The organism is Prevotella conceptionensis 9403948, from assembly GCF_000312305.1.
In the GTDB taxonomy this organism is placed as follows: domain Bacteria; phylum Bacteroidota; class Bacteroidia; order Bacteroidales; family Bacteroidaceae; genus Prevotella; species Prevotella conceptionensis.
Map to the genome: position 1 here is coordinate 11,678 of NZ_HE999452.1, position 16,779 is coordinate 28,456.

Annotated in this window: 9 protein-coding genes, 3 pseudogenes and 1 CRISPR repeat array; of the genes and pseudogenes, 4 read left to right on the plus strand and 8 right to left on the minus strand. The window is 42.9% G+C overall.

The window, feature by feature from the left end; genetic code table 11:
• The first annotated feature begins 138 nt into the window (after positions 1-138).
• Positions 139-1,488: direct repeats of the CRISPR family, unit length 47 nt; unit sequence GTTGTTGGCGATACTGCAAATGTACGAGTTTTCAAGCAAATCACAAC.
• A gap of 346 nt (positions 1,489-1,834) precedes the next feature.
• The 8 genes and pseudogenes from nadC to BN93_RS18760 form a co-directional block, all read right to left on the minus strand.
• The gene (nadC, locus tag BN93_RS13285) at positions 1,835-2,695 is read right to left on the minus strand and encodes a carboxylating nicotinate-nucleotide diphosphorylase (RefSeq protein WP_019188802.1); all 861 of its coding nucleotides are present in this window, start codon (positions 2,693-2,695) and stop codon (positions 1,835-1,837) included.
• 19 nt (positions 2,696-2,714) lie between these two features.
• Positions 2,715-3,707 carry a quinolinate synthase NadA gene (nadA, locus tag BN93_RS13290; protein WP_019188803.1) on the minus strand — a complete coding sequence of 331 codons (993 nt, stop codon included), beginning with the start codon at positions 3,705-3,707 and terminating at the stop codon, positions 2,715-2,717.
• A gap of 72 nt (positions 3,708-3,779) precedes the next feature.
• Positions 3,780-5,369, minus strand: coding sequence for an L-aspartate oxidase (gene nadB, locus BN93_RS13295; protein WP_019188804.1), 1,590 nt, complete (start codon positions 5,367-5,369; stop codon positions 3,780-3,782).
• A gap of 589 nt (positions 5,370-5,958) precedes the next feature.
• Positions 5,959-7,089: a restriction endonuclease subunit S gene (locus tag BN93_RS18750; protein ID WP_316928626.1), complete on the minus strand. Its 1,131-nt coding sequence runs from the start codon at positions 7,087-7,089 to the stop codon at positions 5,959-5,961.
• Positions 7,090-7,091: 2 nt separating this feature from the next.
• Complete coding sequence (locus BN93_RS13300) at positions 7,092-9,698, minus strand: restriction endonuclease subunit M (RefSeq protein WP_232211186.1); 2,607 nt, start codon at positions 9,696-9,698, stop codon at positions 7,092-7,094.
• 60 nt (positions 9,699-9,758) lie between these two features.
• Positions 9,759-9,902 carry a hypothetical protein gene (locus BN93_RS17760; RefSeq protein WP_019188807.1) on the minus strand — a complete coding sequence of 48 codons (144 nt, stop codon included), beginning with the start codon at positions 9,900-9,902 and terminating at the stop codon, positions 9,759-9,761.
• Positions 9,903-9,910: 8 nt separating this feature from the next.
• Positions 9,911-10,068 (minus strand): annotated as a pseudogene (locus tag BN93_RS19095) (helix-turn-helix domain-containing protein).
• Between the two features lie 211 nt (positions 10,069-10,279).
• Positions 10,280-10,444: pseudogene (locus BN93_RS18760) on the minus strand (site-specific integrase); the annotation flags it as partial.
• A gap of 1,353 nt (positions 10,445-11,797) precedes the next feature.
• Between BN93_RS18760 and BN93_RS13310 the strand changes: the two are divergent.
• From BN93_RS13310 to BN93_RS13325, 4 genes and pseudogenes are all read left to right on the plus strand, one after another.
• Positions 11,798-12,511, plus strand: coding sequence for an ABC transporter ATP-binding protein (locus tag BN93_RS13310; protein ID WP_019188811.1), 714 nt, complete (start codon positions 11,798-11,800; stop codon positions 12,509-12,511).
• A gap of 11 nt (positions 12,512-12,522) precedes the next feature.
• Entirely contained in the window at positions 12,523-14,211 is a 1,689-nt protein-coding gene (locus BN93_RS13315) for an ABC transporter permease (protein ID WP_019188812.1), read from the plus strand.
• A gap of 241 nt (positions 14,212-14,452) precedes the next feature.
• Positions 14,453-16,150, plus strand: coding sequence for an ABC transporter permease (locus tag BN93_RS13320; RefSeq protein WP_044260875.1), 1,698 nt, complete (start codon positions 14,453-14,455; stop codon positions 16,148-16,150).
• A gap of 300 nt (positions 16,151-16,450) precedes the next feature.
• Positions 16,451-16,779: pseudogene (locus tag BN93_RS13325) on the plus strand (branched chain amino acid aminotransferase); the annotation flags it as partial.

The window sequence follows — 16,779 nt, forward strand, 5'->3', positions numbered from 1 at the left end:
ATTTGTTTCGTTGAGTGCAAACATATTTTTTTGCACAAAGGTAGGAAACAAAACATATCGGAAAAAGACGGCGAATATTGGATGCTTACTTTTCAAGCAAATCACAACAGCAACTCAAATTCACTATCTGCTAACGCCGTTGTTGGCGATACTGCAAATGTACGAGTTTTCAAGCAAATCACAACCGCAAATAGCACGCAGGTAGGCGCAATTTTGTTGTTGGCGATACTGCAAATGTACGAGTTTTCAAGCAAATCACAACACTCAAACTATAATATTGTATATAATATTGTTGTTGGCGATACTGCAAATGTACGAGTTTTCAAGCAAATCACAACTATTCCTTATTCACATCTTTGGCATCAGTAGTTGTTGGCGATACTGCAAATGTACGAGTTTTCAAGCAAATCACAACGCTAAACGTTGAAGTGTCCGTATCGTGCGAGTTGTTGGCGATACTGCAAATGTACGAGTTTTCAAGCAAATCACAACTGTGTGCAAAGATAGCAAATAAAATCCTAGTTGTTGGCGATACTGCAAATGTACGAGTTTTCAAGCAAATCACAACGGACAACAGTTAGTTTATTTCTATCCTGACGTTGTTGGCGATACTGCAAATGTACGAGTTTTCAAGCAAATCACAACTCGGTTGGCAGCCTCGTTATTCTGAGTATAGTTGTTGGCGATACTGCAAATGTACGAGTTTTCAAGCAAATCACAACCAAGAAATGTATGTTACCATGACCGCGGACGTTGTTGGCGATACTGCAAATGTACGAGTTTTCAAGCAAATCACAACCTGTTGATTTGTGCATGCACGACCACATAGTTGTTGGCGATACTGCAAATGTACGAGTTTTCAAGCAAATCACAACCCAAATTGAATATGCAAAAATCATTGACCGGTTGTTGGCGATACTGCAAATGTACGAGTTTTCAAGCAAATCACAACCCGTTGATTATAACGGCACAGAACTTACTGTTGTTGGCGATACTGCAAATGTACGAGTTTTCAAGCAAATCACAACTAGGAATCATCCTACTCAATTATTGTTTATGTTGTTGGCGATACTGCAAATGTACGAGTTTTCAAGCAAATCACAACGCAGTGCCATAATTTGTTTAAGTTGCTTTTGTTGTTGGCGATACTGCAAATGTACGAGTTTTCAAGCAAATCACAACGAGCCTGGACCAAACCAATCGTTCAAATAAGTTGTTGGCGATACTGCAAATGTACGAGTTTTCAAGCAAATCACAACGCGCGAAATGTGGCAGAAACAAGTAGCACAGTTGTTGGCGATACTGCAAATGTACGAGTTTTCAAGCAAATCACAACCCTTTATTTTTGTTCAAATGAATATTGCGGTTGTTGGCGATACTGCAAATGTACGAGTTTTCAAGCAAATCACAACATAAACGCCCCATTCACGTACAATATACCGTTGTTTGCGATACTGCAAATGTACGAGTTTTCAAGCAAACCACGACTAAAAGTTTGGTGGTAACGAATAAAGTTGTATCTTTGCAATGGTATCGGAGAGCCGGCTTGCCGTCTTCGGAACCTCCGATAACGTTAGGCTGAATAAGTCTAACGTTTTGTTTTACCCCATACGTTAGCAACTTATTCTTTCAGTCGTACAAGTGTGACACGCTCCTTTCCGCTTTGTGAAAGGAAACCATTAGCTGTTAGGTTGTTTGCGATACAGCATAACGTCACGACATCCACTCACTTAGTTTACCTCACGGCACCAAATAACCCAGCAGCCATGTTCTTCTAATGATGGCCACCTATTGTTTATAGCGATAAAAACGTAGGTAGAAGAGTGGTGTGCGGCTACTTACCCGCAGCCTTAAAGCTCATGTCTAGCCCCTTAACACTGTGTGTAAGTGCCCCAAAAGAGATGAAGTCCACGCCGGCCTGTGCATAGGGAATCATTGTTTCGAAAGTAATTCCGCCACTCGACTCTGTTTCACAGCGTCCGCCAACCATTTCAACCGCCTTGCGTGTAGCCTCAGGCGTGAAGTTGTCGAACATAATTCGGTCGCATCCTTCGTGCAGAGCCTCTTCCAGTTCCTTAAAGTTCCTTACCTCACATTCTATTTTCAGGTCGTCCTTGCCATTCTCTCTGCAATACCTCTTTGCCATCGAGATGGCATTATGCACGCCGCCGCAAAAGTCGATGTGGTTGTCTTTCAGGAGAATCATATCAAAAAGCCCAATGCGATGATTCATACCTCCGCCAATCTTCACCGCCTCCTTCTCCAACATTCTCATGCCCGGCGTAGTTTTGCGTGTGTCTAGTACGCGTGTCTTAGTTCCCGCATCAATAAGCGCTTGTTGGTACTTGTGTGTCATGGTGGCAATACCACTCATGCGCTGCAAGATGTTAAGCATAAGACGTTCCGTTTGCAACAGGCTCCGTGTCCTGCCTTTCACGCTCATGGCAATGTCGCCCGGTTTCACGTGCGCACCGTCCTCTATATATATGTCTACTCGAAGTTCGGGGTCGAAGTTGTGGAAAACCTTCTTGGCAATCTCCACGCCAGCCAATATCCCCTCCTCCTTTATTAGCAATCTACTTTCGCCCGTGGCCTCAGCCGGTATACAACAAAGCGTGGTGTGGTCGCCGTCGCCGATATCTTCGCTAAAAGCAAGTTCGATAAGTCTGTCGTTAAGTTCTTCTACTGATAACATGATTAATCTTCAATTAAGTTTATAAGCCTAGGCGCTTGGACATTTCCAACATTTTATGGATGGGCCTAATGGCCTTTTGTGCCACTTCGGGTTGCACCTCGATGGTAGGCCACTCGTATTTCAAACAATTATATAGTTTACTTAGTGTGATAAGTTTCATGAAGTTGCATTCGTTGCAGGCGCAGGTGCTGTCGTCGGGCGGAGCCGGGATAAAGGTTTTCTGCGGTGCCGACTTTTGCATCTCGGTCAGTATGCCGCTTTCGGTGGCCACGATAAACTCTTGTGCGTCGTCTGCGATACTGTATTTCAGTAGGGCCGCCGTACTTCCCACCTTGTCGGCGATGTTGATGACGGGGCCTTTACATTCGGGGTGGGCCAATATCTTGGCGCCAGGATGTTCTCTTTTCAATTGCAGTATCTTCTCAACCGAAAACTTTTCGTGCACATGACAAGCACCATCCCACAACACCATCTGCCGACCAGTAAGTCCGTTAATGTAATTGCCCAGGTTCCTGTCTGGCCCGAATATGATGGGCGCGTCTTTCGGCAAAGCCTCTACTATTTGTTTGGCATTGCTGCTTGTTACCACAATGTCGGTTACCGCCTTGGTTCCTGCCGACGTGTTTACGTAACTTATCACCGTATGCCCAGGGTGGGCCTTAACAAACTGCTCGAAATCTTCGGCGGGACAACTCTCTGCCAACGAGCACGAGGCGTTCAGGTCGGGGATGAGTACGGTTTTCTCAGGGCAGAGAATCTTGTTTGTTTCGCCCATGAAGTGCACCCCGCACATAACGATGATGTCGGCATCAGTTGTCGCAGCCTTCTGTGCCAACGCCAAACTGTCTCCAATGAAGTCGGCCACCTCTTGTATTACGCTCTCTGTGTAATAATGCGCCATGATAAGCGCATTTTTTTCTTTGCACATCCTGCGTATTTCCGCTTTGATGTCTGTCTTTTCAGGAATGGGTTCGTCTATAAAACCCAGTTCCAACCATTTCTTGTCTACCATGTGTATATATTTATAATGCGAGAAAACGCAATGATGTTTCTCAAACAATAATTCTTTTGTTTCCCCACCTGCTCATTGTTGGTCGTAGGCATGCTTGGGATAGTCCACCGTGTAATGCAGTCCTCTGCTCTCCTTCCGCTCTATGGCCTGCCTTGTTATCAGGTAGCCCACGTTTATCATGTTACGCAATTCGCAGATGTCTTTCGTTGCCGTAACCCGTTTAAACAGTTCTTCAGTTTCTTCGTACAGCAAGTCAAGTCTGTCCCATGCCCGTTTCAGTCGTAGGTTGCTCCGTACAATGCCAACGTAGTTGCTCATAATCTCGCCAACCTCCCTTACGCTCTGGGTTATCAGCACGTGTTCTTCGTTGGTTAGGGTTCCTTCGTCGTTCCATTCAGGCACCTTTAAGTTAAAGTCGTAGTTGTCTACCATAAGGAGCGCGTGTTCTGCGGCCGACTGGGCATAGACCACAGCCTCAATCAGCGAGTTGCTGGCAAGGCGATTTCCTCCGTGCAAGCCCGTGCACGAACATTCGCCTACGGCATAAAGCCGGCTGATAGAACTTTCCCCATTTAGGTCTACCTTAATTCCGCCGCACATATAGTGTGCGCTAGGGCATACGGGTATGTATTGTTTTGTGATGTCGATACCCATGCTAAGGCACTTTTCGTAGATATGTGGGAAATGCCGTTTCGTTTCTTCGGCATCTTTGTGTGTCAAGTCAAGGCATACATAGTCCAGGCCGTGTATCTTCATTTCGTGGTCGATGGCTCGTGCCACGATGTCTCTCGGTGCAAGCGAAAGTCGTTCGTCGTATTTCTGCATGAACTCCTTTCCATTCGGCAGTCTAAGCACAGCCCCATAGCCACGCATGGCCTCGGTGATGAGGAACGCCGGATGTGTTTCGGATGGATTGTATAGAACAGTAGGGTGGAACTGCACAAACTCCATGTCCTTTACGGTGGCCTTAGCGCGATAGGCCATAGCAATTCCGTCTCCCGTAGCAATCACGGGGTTCGACGTCATGGCGTAAACCGCACCTACACCGCCAGTTGCCATAAGCGTAACCTTACTTAAAAAGGTGTCTACCTTTTGTGTTTCGGGGTTAAGGATGTATGCGCCGTAGCATTCAATGTTGGGTGTTTTGCGTGTAACCTGTACGCCCAAGTGATGTTGCGTGATAATCTCAACGGCATAATGGTTTTCCAAAACGGTAATATTCTCGTTCTTCCTCACGGCCGCCATCAGTCCGCGTTGTATTTCGAACCCTGTATCGTCGGCATGATGCAGAATGCGAAAGTCGCTGTGTCCGCCTTCGCGGTGCAAATCGTACTCTCCTTTTCCGTTCTTATCAAATTCCACGCCCCATTGCACAAGCGCTTTGATGGCGTTGGGTGCATTGCACACAACGTGTTTCACGGCGGCCAAGTCCGAAATATAGTCGCCTGCGATTATCGTATCGTTGATGTGCTTTTCAAAATTGTCTACGTCTAGGTTGGTTACGGCGGCCACTCCGCCCTGCGCTTTGGCCGTGTTAGCCTCGTCCAAAGTGGTTTTGCACACCAGGGCAACCTTCCCCTTTCCGCTTTTTGCCACACTCAGTGCGTAACTCATGCCTGCTATACCGCCGCCGATAACAAGGAAGTCGAACTTTTGTATCATAAACGTTTTATTCTGATATTAATCAAATAGTCGATGCAAAGGTAATAAAAAGCTATAAGTTAGAGCAAGGAAGTTTAATATAATCCCTCTCCATTTTTTTCTTTTAGGCAGAGTCTAAAAATCACCACCATTATGCAGGCAAACTCATCTACCGACTATCCGACATTAACCGACTTCTGCAAGAAAACTATGTGAAACGTAATACTCCATAGCTTGTTCTACATTACCGTTACATACGTAAAAGTGGACTATGCCATTAGCAAATAGGACTCACTGACAACAATCAGCCATAAAGTTTGACGATGGATTCCCAATATTGTAACCTTGTAAAGCCCAAAAGAGAATCGAACTCACATAGTCTGTTATCTATGAAAAAGGCTTAACACCATTGAAATGACGATTCCCATAATGGAGGTTTCTTGTCAAGAGTTCCATTATGGGGTATTCCCTTCTAAGCTGAAAACAGCTTATACACATCACTGTCTTCTCCATTTAGTTGAGGTCAAGATTGGGAACAAGTAATGTGCCCTTCGTTTTTTGTACACGTCCTCTAAAGAGATATTCCTATTTCTCGTTACTGCTGCTCATTTTATAAATACTTATCAAGTATTGTCTGTTTCTCACTCGCTGCATTTTCTATTAATGTGCGAGCTTTAGTAATCTCTAATTCTAATACTTCTATCTGGGACACGATACGTTTCTGTTCATCAATGTGAGGCATCGGAATCTTGTACTTCATTATATCTTCCTTATTCCCTCGCGGCATCTTAATACCCTTTTTGCCCTCCATTACATAGTCAAAGAAAGTATCTCTACGAATCATATAGAAAATGTACTTAGGAAGATATTTACTTATGTTAGCAGACCGAAGCACGAGAACATCTTTTGAACATCCGCCCTCCTTGTCAGCAAACCAAATCTTCTTAAGATATGGACGAATATTTGAAATCAATATATCCTCTAGCTTATATTCGGTGATAGATGATATATTTGCAACCCCTTTAAATGGAAGAACGCCCAACTTATTCTGAAGCATATTGTCTGTTGTAATATATGTTTCAGACTCTATGTCACTATATTTAATGGACTTAGTAGCAAATGGAGCAACAATATTTAGCGTACTATCTGCAAAATTTAATGAGGATAGCAAGTTCTCTATGTCAGTTTCACACTCATTAATCCGTAGCATAGCATCCAAAACAGATTTATCAACCTTGCCAATCTCTTCCACAATCTGTTTTTGAACATCAATAGGCGGAACTGGCACTTTTATTAGAGCTATAGATTGTGATAAATTCTGGATATTGTTACCGCTACTCTCGTCTCTTATTATTTGTCTATATAAGGCACTATTTAATACTGTATAAAGAAATTTCGGAAGTATCCTATCGGAATAAGCCCTAATTATACCCATAAAGCCACCTGCATAGAATGATGTATCCTTATCAATAAAAGTGATCTTGCCCACATGAGCCTTGCTACCACTAGAAAAACAAACGAAACTATCATTCTTTCTCAGCACCTTGTCTAAATCAAGTTTTTTGTTAGGCTGGAGGTAAATTAGTTTATTGATTTCCAAATGACCTGACAATGTTACATTATCTGCAGTTAACACAACATTGTTTGTTACTTCCTGAACTTGGTCTTCTTTTGCATAAGTAACACCACGGATTACCTTGGCTAATCCCTCAATTGATTCTAATGGAAAATTACTATTTATTGTTACTTTTTTTTTGCTACAATCGAGATGCCTTTTTCAAATACACTTCTATTAAAAGCAAGCATATCAATTAAGGATATACGACTAATATGTGATTGCATACCCTCTGCTATCGGTGATGTGAAATCTCCTTTGAAAGCTCTATACACATAAGTGCTTGCCTTATCAGGATTGTCATAACTATTCGCATCGAAGAGTTGAGTACATTCATCAATGTTCTTCCCTCTCTGGATAGCGTGGATGCCCTCGTTGCCTCTACGATTTGAAAACTCATAACCTAAGAATCGCTTTTCAATATCCTTCTCTCCACTCTTAATAATAACAACCTTTTGAGGATATGCCAGTATGAAATACAAAAGTTTTTCAGCTTCAATACTTAGTATCGCCTCATATAACTGCGCATCAGTCTTTGCAGAGATTTTCTTTTTATACTCTGCATATATTTCGTGTGCCTTTACTTTGTCATTAGGTGATTTCTGCAGTAATGTGACATAATCGGCATAATCAAGTTCCTCCCATACATGAGCAACATATTTTGAGGCTGGAGTTTCTATGCCGTTGATAGTAACATCATTTAAGGTACGCAAATAATTATCAACTGCAACCTTTGTATTGGTTGCAAAATAATTATCTCTACGACGAAGGAACAGAACAACCGTATTTGTATTGGTAGCCATAAAGGTATTGCTACCCAATTCTGCTATTGCAACAATATCAAAGTATTGTAATATAATCTCACGAGCCTTAGTGTACACACCTGAATTACTCAATATAGAACTTGGTAGAATAACCCCTGCTATACCACCCTCTTTAAGTAGTTGCTTTGTTCGCTCAACAAACAGACACTCTATTTCAGAACTGTTGTCTGTTAGTGAATTATACAATTCAAAATCTTGGTCCGTATAGTAGTCGCGAGTTGTCTGACGGAATGATGAAACAGAATACGGAGGATTGCTCAATACAATATCAAACTGCTGATTATCCTTTTGTCCGTCATTTGTTTGCTTGCGTAGTTTTCCCTTATACTCTTTGTTATTGCAGAAATTGGCAAGACCATCACTTAAGATAACATTCGCCAAACCGTCACCATGCAAATAGCATCCTACCTTGCCAACTTTTACAAGTCGGTAATCCTTTTCGATGCCATATACATAGTCAGTCGCCCAATCAAAATGGCAGTTCTGCCAATTGATAAGGTGCTTTCTTGTCTCTTCAATATATTTGGAAGTATCACAGCCATTTATGATGTCCTGTATTTCGTGCATAAACTCTGTGATAAAGTGACCGCTACCAGCTGCATAGTCAATCATATATGGAAGGATTTCCCCATCCTTGCGAGAAAGTTTCTCTGCCATAATAGAATCCAAAGGAAGACTCTTGATAATAAATTGTGCAAATGGGACAGGCGTAAAGTATTGCCCAGCCTCTTGTTTGAGGCCAGTAGTAAGTAGCAATTCAAAGAAGTCGGATAGATATTGTTGTCGTTTATTATAGCGAATCCTATACCCTTGAATCAACTCCACAACCTCTTTTACAACCTTTGCATTTTCTTCAAAAGAGGCATTGTCATATACTTCCTTAATAGCAAACTCATTATTTTTTTCAAGACGGAGTTTGTTCACCTCCCTTAATAGATACTGTTTGGTCTCTGCACTTAGGTCAGTACAACGCTTAGAAAAATCATCATTATTGAAGTCGCTAACTGTTCTGTCTAAGAACTTTTTCATTCCCTTGCCATAGAGGTCTGTCAAACGAAGTTGGAAATCAACGTGGTTATCTCGCCCTTCAAGCCATTGGAACTTTAACTCTTCCTCCTCATCTGTGGTCGTTTCATCATAGACCTTGCACAGAAATAGTGTAAATATCTTGTTGAATGCATTACCCTTGTCGGATACTACATTATGACGTAGTATTTCAAGAAAACGATTAAAGATAAAGCTTGAATCCTCTGCTTTTATCTCCTTCAGCTGCTCTTTTGTTAAAGCCTTGCTTTGAAAATTATATGGTTGTACCCAAGAATCAAAGATTCCATTATCCTTAGTGAGCTTATTCCATTTCTCGTAAATGTCCTTTACATCACCATTACGATAATCATCTTCAATCTTTATTATTTCATTAACATATACAAATTTGCTCCCTTTCAATTCTGAAGCATAAAGCATTACGACGTCAGCCTTGCCACCAGATAATTGGAAATAAGTAAATAGTTGTCCCCCATCCTTATGGATTTTAGCCGATTCCCTATTGTACTCCTTACCATAAGTTTTACACTCAATAAGCATATATGGAGTGCCGTCTTCACGATTAACACAAATATCTAATCGTCCTGAAGTGCCATGTCCTGAAGGCCAAGTCTTTTCAAGAATAATATTCTGAGGTTTATATCCTTTGATTAGTAATCTATCAACACATTCAAGCACTACAAAATTTTCAGGCTGTGAAAAATTTTGTGTAGTTCTACTTTCGGCTACAATACTATTGCCATAATTAATACCCTGTTTTTCAAAATCAATTTCTATGGCATAATCACCATATATTTTATGGCAAATGCCATTTGTTCCGTTTTTTGGAACAAATCCCAAAGCTGCAATATATTTCTTTATATCCATAGTCTCCATATTCTATTTGTAAGATTAAGAAAGCCAAAAATGACTCCTTTTTGTTTTGATTTAAACCCTTTGTTGAGGAAAGGGGGCAAAGGAATCCTTTCCCCTTTCTTTCATCACGACACGAAACGCTAATTCTGCAATCTTTGTTTCAGAAAAGAGACTAAGGTCGTGCTCTAACCCTTTTGCTATATCTCTTAGCTTCATTGTATATTTTATTTTTTATTAGGAACTAATAAATCTCTAACATCCACATCCAAAATATAGGCTATCTGATATAGTGTGGGAATTGTGGGCTGATCTTATTTGCAACATAAAGATTAACCATATTGAAACTCTTGCCCAATCAAGCTGATAGTTTCGTTTGGCTCATTCCTTTTTCTTTCAAAACTTCTCTTGTTCATATAGCCCCCATAAAACCATACTTTACGATTGCAAATATACACAATATTATTGTGTAGCCTGCACAAATTCAGTTTTATTTTCTCCTAGTCTTGCATTTTTCTATCAACCTGTCCATATTCCTTGCAATCTTTTGGTCGGTGATTTGGACGTAGATTTGTGTACTGGCAATGGCGGAGTTCCCCCTCATCCAGCAATGGGAATGACAAGTGCTTTGCCACATCGCCTTTGTTTAGGAAACGAGGTTTACGCTCCACGGTTTCAAACTTCACATCTTCAAATGGATTAAAGTGTATTCTCTCCTGACTGACGGTTCGATATATCAACCGACTCAACCAACAGAGATTTTACCCCTCTGTACAAACCATAGAGATATGGTGCAAATACCTCTCATTCCCATCCACTTACATTCAATCATCACCCTAATACCTTTTCCTCTGATAGTTCCATATCATTTTTTCTTTTAGGCAGATTCTAAAAATTACCTCCATTGTATTCTTAAAATATGCCTTTACCAAGAAACAACGAAAATCCAAACAAAGGGCATCGGACTAAAAGTAAAAAAGAAGACTAGCTAAGCTCTTGCGCCCATAACAAAGCCATGAGCAGTTAAGCCAATCGCAGCACAACAACGCATGCGAATTGGGTGGATATGTGTTGTTTGCCATACAGCAAAACCGCGTTTTTTACTATTCAACTTACATATTCAATAATTCATGCACTCAATAACTCACGAACTTAACAGCTCACAAACTTAAAAAATCACGAATTTGAGGTTTTTGTGATATATTTTACAAAACACACATCGCCTCTCACTCCTTTCTAGCGAATAAAAAGCCCAAAAACATGCTAATTGGCATTATTTTCAGCCTTACACATTTCTTTTTCTGTCCGTTTTTTGCATATTACCTGCATTTTTGTATCATTTTGCCTTTCTAGTTTGGTTGCTGGCTCGTAATTTTCCAACGCCAATTACGCGCTTTTTGGCCCTAAAAACCCACTTTTTAGTGGCCAATTTGCCCTTTTTAGCCATGTGTTTCATGGTTTGGAAAGGGTTTGTTTATGCAATCGTAGTGGATATTTATGCTTTCCATCTCACATCTAGCAGCATTTCGCACTGCATTTAGCGGTATTTTGACTTGCATTTAGCACCATTTCACCTTGCGTTTAGCATCAAAACGCACTGCGTTTTGCACCATATTGCGCTGCGTTTTGCACCATATTGCCCTATATTTTGCTGCAAATAGCCCCAAAACGGGTGCAAATGACGGTTGTTTTAAATAAAAATTCATTTTGTCAACATCGCAGGCTAGCCCCTTTTTGCATCAAAACAAACCTTCGCGAGAATCGATTTTTTGCGGCTTGGTTGGAGTTTGGTGGATAAAAAGGCAGCCATAATGTTAAAATCTTTGCTGAAAAACGGACAAAAGGTGGTGAGTTGGCAAGTTGACGAGTAGAGGGGTTTACAAGTTGGCGGTATGCCGAAGTGGACTGTTCTGTTTCTCCACATGTGATAAGAAATGTTGTTAAACGTTTGGAAGATTACGCTTTTTTTACGAAATTTGCCATCATCTGTGCGCAACTCCGTAGGAAGTACGCTTTATGCCCGGCACATGTCGCGGCACGATAGGAGGTCGAACTGATGGGGCAAGCGCATCGATACAATCTAAAATAAGCTTTTCATGCGATAAACATACACCATGTTGGAAATAGAAAACCTGTCGTTTACATATCAGAAATCGGGGAATGTCATCTTCAGCAACTTCTCCACGCGTTTTTCACCAGGCCATATTTACGGCTTGTTAGGCCCCAATGGGGCAGGTAAAACCACCTTGCTATACCTCATGTCGGGCTTGCTGAGGCCCGACGAGGGACAAGTTACGTTCAACGACATCAACGTGAGGTGGCGAAAACCATCAACCACTTCCGACATCTTCATCGTTCCCGACGAGTACGAACTGCCGCGCGTGTCGCTCTCAGAGTACATTCGCGTTAACAGCGTGTTCTATCCCCGTTTCTCTCACGACGATTTGCAGCGCTATCTAGATGTGTTTGGCATGACCGAAGACACGCACTTAGGCAACCTTTCGTTGGGACAAGGCAAGAAAGTGTTCATGAGTTTTGCCATGGCTACACACACGCGCGTGCTGCTAATGGACGAACCCACCAATGGATTGGACATTCCTGGTAAGGCCCAGTTTAGAAAATTCCTTACCGAAGGGCGCACGCCTGAGAGCATCTTCGTGGTTTCCACACATCAAGTGAAAGACATTGAACAGGTGCTAGACCACATTGTGATGTTCGACAACAGCAAGATATTGGCCAATGCCGACATGAAGAGCATCTTCCCCGATGGAAAGATAGACCTTGAACGCTATTTTAACGAGCGCATGAACCAACAAACGGCCGAATAAGGAGTAGTAGTATGAACGACAACTTTAACGCGTCGCGCTTTTGGGCCTATCTCACTAAGCTGCTGGTAGAACGTTGGCGCACCAATCTTTTGCGCTTGGGCATCCTCTTTGGCTGCCTGTTGATAATAGAATTGTGGATGGCCTCGGTGTCGTATGATAGGGATGAAACGTCTTACGATAGGGCGGCGGGAATTCTTTTACCCATTTTCTCGATTATCCTGCTGGTTTCCGGTTGCTTTTTCGCCTCCGAAATGCTCAGTGGCGCGCGTAGGAAAGCCGAACGTATTGGGGCGTTGACCTTTCCTGTAACGCCTTTTGAAAACTGGCTTGCACGCTGGACAATCTCCATACCGCTTTATTTGGTGTGTTTCTTGGTGTGCATGTATGTGGCCGATGCCTTTCGCGTGGCGTTTTTCTCGGCCATATATCCCAAAACGCCCATTGAGTTTATCTCCATTTGGAGGGGAGAAGATTTTGACAGAGAGGTGCTTTCCAATGCTTGGCTTATATACTTTTGGTGTACAGCCGTTTACGCCTTGGGTAGCATTCTCTTTGTAAAGCGCTCCATACTAAAAACCACGCTAACCCTTTTCATCCTCTTTTGGATTACGGCCTTCGTGGTGCTTGGGCTCGTGATGGTTTCTAGCGGCAACTATAATAATATCTTTGAAAGCGTGCTAGTAGCCTATGGCTGGGTTTCTGTTCTGTTTCTTTGGTGGCTTTCTTATAGTTGTTTTAAAGAGATGGAGGTGGTAGACGGTTTCTCGTTTAACGGCTCTAAGGCTTGGGTGGTGGGCTATTGTATGGTGTCGGTATTGTTCATAAGCATTTGTTCAATGTTTGATAAGTTGGCATTAGATGTCGTGGAACCTGACTCCGTAGACGAAACGGCCATCTTCTTAGAACGAACCGTTGAGAAACGAATTGCTCCCATATCGGTAGTTCAGTTTGAAGACTTGTCTAGTACGGACTTGGCCGACGAATATAACCTTACTCTCGCAGTGGAAGTGAACTATGTTAGCGATGCGTCTAAGTGTTCGGTTATTTATCCGGAGCAGGTTATACAAGTGAGGCAGCAGGGCGACACCTTATATTATACGTACAACCCCGAACTGTATAAGCGCGATAAGGAGGATATGTACTTTGTAAATGGCCCCGACGGTATGGCCGATGCTAGTACGGCCAGCTACGAAGGAAATATTACCTACCAAATTAAGGGAGCCGACGGAAAGGTGCGAACGGCTGTTGACAAACATTATGATGATGCGAATAAGGTGCGAATTGTGATAAACACGCTGCCAGGGAACCTTGCGGTTAGGCAAACAAGTAGACAAAGCACCTTGATTGGCGCAGGTAAAACCAAAGGCGTTAGTGTTGAAGGTGGATTTAGTTTGGAACTAGACTCTTTGTCGCACATCGATGCTTTGTCGGTGGTGGGTATGCGAGTCTTTAAGGTAGGAACTGCACAGGTAAACCGCCTGGTTGTTACGCTTAGAAAAAATGAGGATGATGAAGGGGAAATGGAAACCCGGTTCAACACCGATTATCCCGCGGTGATAAACCACGTGGTGGTAAAGGGGGCTGGCAAACTGAGCGGGTTGAGCAAGATGGCGTGCAAGCGTATTGAGTTGTTGCCCGATAGCGTTGGCAGTATTTCGCTGGAAATGAGGGACGTTACACGCAGGATGGTGCTAGAATAGCACGAAAGTTATGCGTGGGTACGCCCCTGCGCTGGTGACGAACACGCCCATTTGCATGCAAGGGCATGTGCTTTTGCAGTGCAACGCTAGGACATTGTCGCCTTGTTTCGAGGGGGAATAGCGTGCCTGCGCATGTGGGATGCACGTTCGTAACCGCTTGTCGTGGGCAATATTACTTCACGTGTTGTTGCCGAACGCTCCCCTCCATACTCTCAAAAAATACAGAAAAACAATGAGCAGCATGAACGATAATTTCAGCTTTAACCGCTTTTGGGCCTACTTTACTAAACTGCTGGTAGAACGCTGGCAGACCAACAAGATGCGCCTGGCCATACTCTTTGGGAGCATAGCCATGATAGAGTTGTGGATAGCTTTTGCTACATATAGCAGAAACTCGTCTAGTACCGATAAGGCAGTGGATATTCTTCTTGTTGTTTTTGTCATCGTCCTTTTCATATTGGGGGCTATGTCGGCATCCGAAATGCTGAGTGGTGCGCAACGAAAAGCTGAACGGATAAGCGCGCTGACGTTCCCTGTGACACCTTTTGAGAACTGGCTTGCACGTTGGATAATCTGCCTTCCCCTCTTCTTGGTGTGCTTCTTGGTATGTTTGTATTTGGCAGATGGCCTTCGTGTGCTCCTTGTCGGGATGCTATACCCCCAAATAGAACTCAAATTCATACCGCTGTGGGGCGACTCAGAGTCGACTTGTGACTTTGCAGCTGCTATTTGGTTGAGTTATTTTGCGTGTACGGCCATTTATTCCTTGGGTAGCGTTTTCTTTGTTAAGCGCGCCTTGCTTAAAACCACGCTTTCCCTCTTCTTACTTTATTGGATTGTGGGCTTTCTGCCCTTTTTCTTTATCTTCAAGCATTCACTACTTACAAGTTCATACGGCGAGTCTATTTTAATTTGGTACTCTTGGCTTTCAGTCTTATTTGTTTGGTGGCTGTCGTACCTGTGTTTCAAGGATATGGAGGTGGTAGATAGTGCTGCTCTCACACGTACGAAGCTCTGGGTGGTGGGTTATTTTGTCTTAACCTTTCTGCTTTTATGTGCCGGGGCACTGATCCCCTTTTCGCAAAACGATAAGGCGACGGACATTGTTGAGGATAGAATATTTGTTTATTTGGACCGAACAACCGAAAAACGCATTGCTCCGGTGTCGATAATCATGTATGATGCGACAAACAGAGCAGATAAAAACATTGGCGGTTCCCTTCGCCTGGCGGTGGAGGTCAATGTCGTTAGTGATGTTTCGCAGTGTTCAGTTATTTATCCTGAGCAGTTAATAACAGTGAAACAAAGGGGAGACACCTTATATTACGCGCTTTCCGACTCGTTAGAAGATGATGATTTCTCTCGTCTAGAATGTTTAAATGGTCCTGACGGTGATGCTAATTCTAGGGAGGCTGGCGATATAGGCCAGATGCCATACCTTATTAAAGGTGCCGATGGAAAGGTGCGTACAGCCATAGACCATAATTACACCGACGACAACAAGGTGCGAATAATAGTGAATACCTTGCCTGGAACATTGTGGGTTAAGCAATGGGGTCGTCAAAGAACATTGTTGGGTGCAGGAGATATGAAAAATGTGACGGTGGAAGGTGGCGAAGAATTGATACTAACTTCAAAGGTAAGGGTAGACAACTTGACGGTAAAGGGTAAGTCTTCGATCGATTTTGGTGATGCCTACATCAATAAGATGGTGCTGAAATCCATTGGCGACGATGAATACAACAGGCCTATGAATGTCAATTTGAAAGCAGGCAATAAGGGGTTGGTAAACCTCATGGTGATAAATAGTTCGGCAAGTGTGGATGGTTTGACTGATGTTCGTTGCAAACGTATAGAACTAACACCCGCAAAAGACAGAAAAATGGATCTGGAAATTAGGGGGATATGGCACAAAACGGTGATACAAGGTAATGAATGATGTTGTTAGGAACATCTTTGTAGGGCACTTGCAAACTGTTTGAACAAGCCTTTTAGGGGAGTTGCCTGTCGCCATGCAGCGGGCAAGCATGTTGTGTTTGCCTGCTTTCTGCATGTCTTCGTGGGCTGGAATTTTGCCTTGATGTATGTCGGCTCGTTACAAAAAACAACGGCCAACGGTTGTGTGGGTGCTGTTAATTGATTACCTTTGTACTTCACGAAACGAAAAATCGAGACCCTCTCCCAATGCCTTTAATCGTGGAACGGCAATAGGCGGGGGTGGCGAAAACAAAATTAAAACATGAAGAATTTAGATTGGGCAGGTTTGAATTTTGGCTATATTCCAACCGACTACAACGTGCGGTGTTATTACCGCGATGGAAAATGGGGCGAGATAGAGACCTGCTCTGACGAGTATTTAAAGCTGCACATGGCGGCAACATGCCTACACTATGGGCAAGAAGCCTTCGAAGGATTGAAGGCTTATCGCTGTCCTGACGGCAAAGTGCGCGTGTTCAGGATGGGCGAGAATGCTGTTCGTTTGCAAGAAACATGTAAAGGCATCATGATGCCCACGGTTCCAACAGCCCTTTTCGAAGAGATGGTAACCAAGGTGATACGCCTTAACCA

What these genes read in the sequence shown, in the direction of transcription:
- nadC (WP_019188802.1), bottom strand. Translation starts at nt 2,695, where the DNA reads ATGTTATCAGTAGAAGAACTTAACGACAGACTTATCGAACTTGCTTTT.
- nadA (WP_019188803.1), bottom strand. Translation starts at nt 3,707, where the DNA reads ATGGTAGACAAGAAATGGTTGGAACTGGGTTTTATAGACGAACCCATT.
- nadB (WP_019188804.1), bottom strand. Translation starts at nt 5,369, where the DNA reads ATGATACAAAAGTTCGACTTCCTTGTTATCGGCGGCGGTATAGCAGGC.
- BN93_RS13300 (WP_232211186.1), bottom strand. Translation starts at nt 9,698, where the DNA reads ATGGATATAAAGAAATATATTGCAGCTTTGGGATTTGTTCCAAAAAAC.
- BN93_RS17760 (WP_019188807.1), bottom strand. Translation starts at nt 9,902, where the DNA reads ATGAAGCTAAGAGATATAGCAAAAGGGTTAGAGCACGACCTTAGTCTC.
- BN93_RS13310 (WP_019188811.1), top strand. Translation starts at nt 11,798, where the DNA reads ATGTTGGAAATAGAAAACCTGTCGTTTACATATCAGAAATCGGGGAAT.
- BN93_RS13315 (WP_019188812.1), top strand. Translation starts at nt 12,523, where the DNA reads ATGAACGACAACTTTAACGCGTCGCGCTTTTGGGCCTATCTCACTAAG.
- BN93_RS13320 (WP_044260875.1), top strand. Translation starts at nt 14,453, where the DNA reads ATGAACGATAATTTCAGCTTTAACCGCTTTTGGGCCTACTTTACTAAA.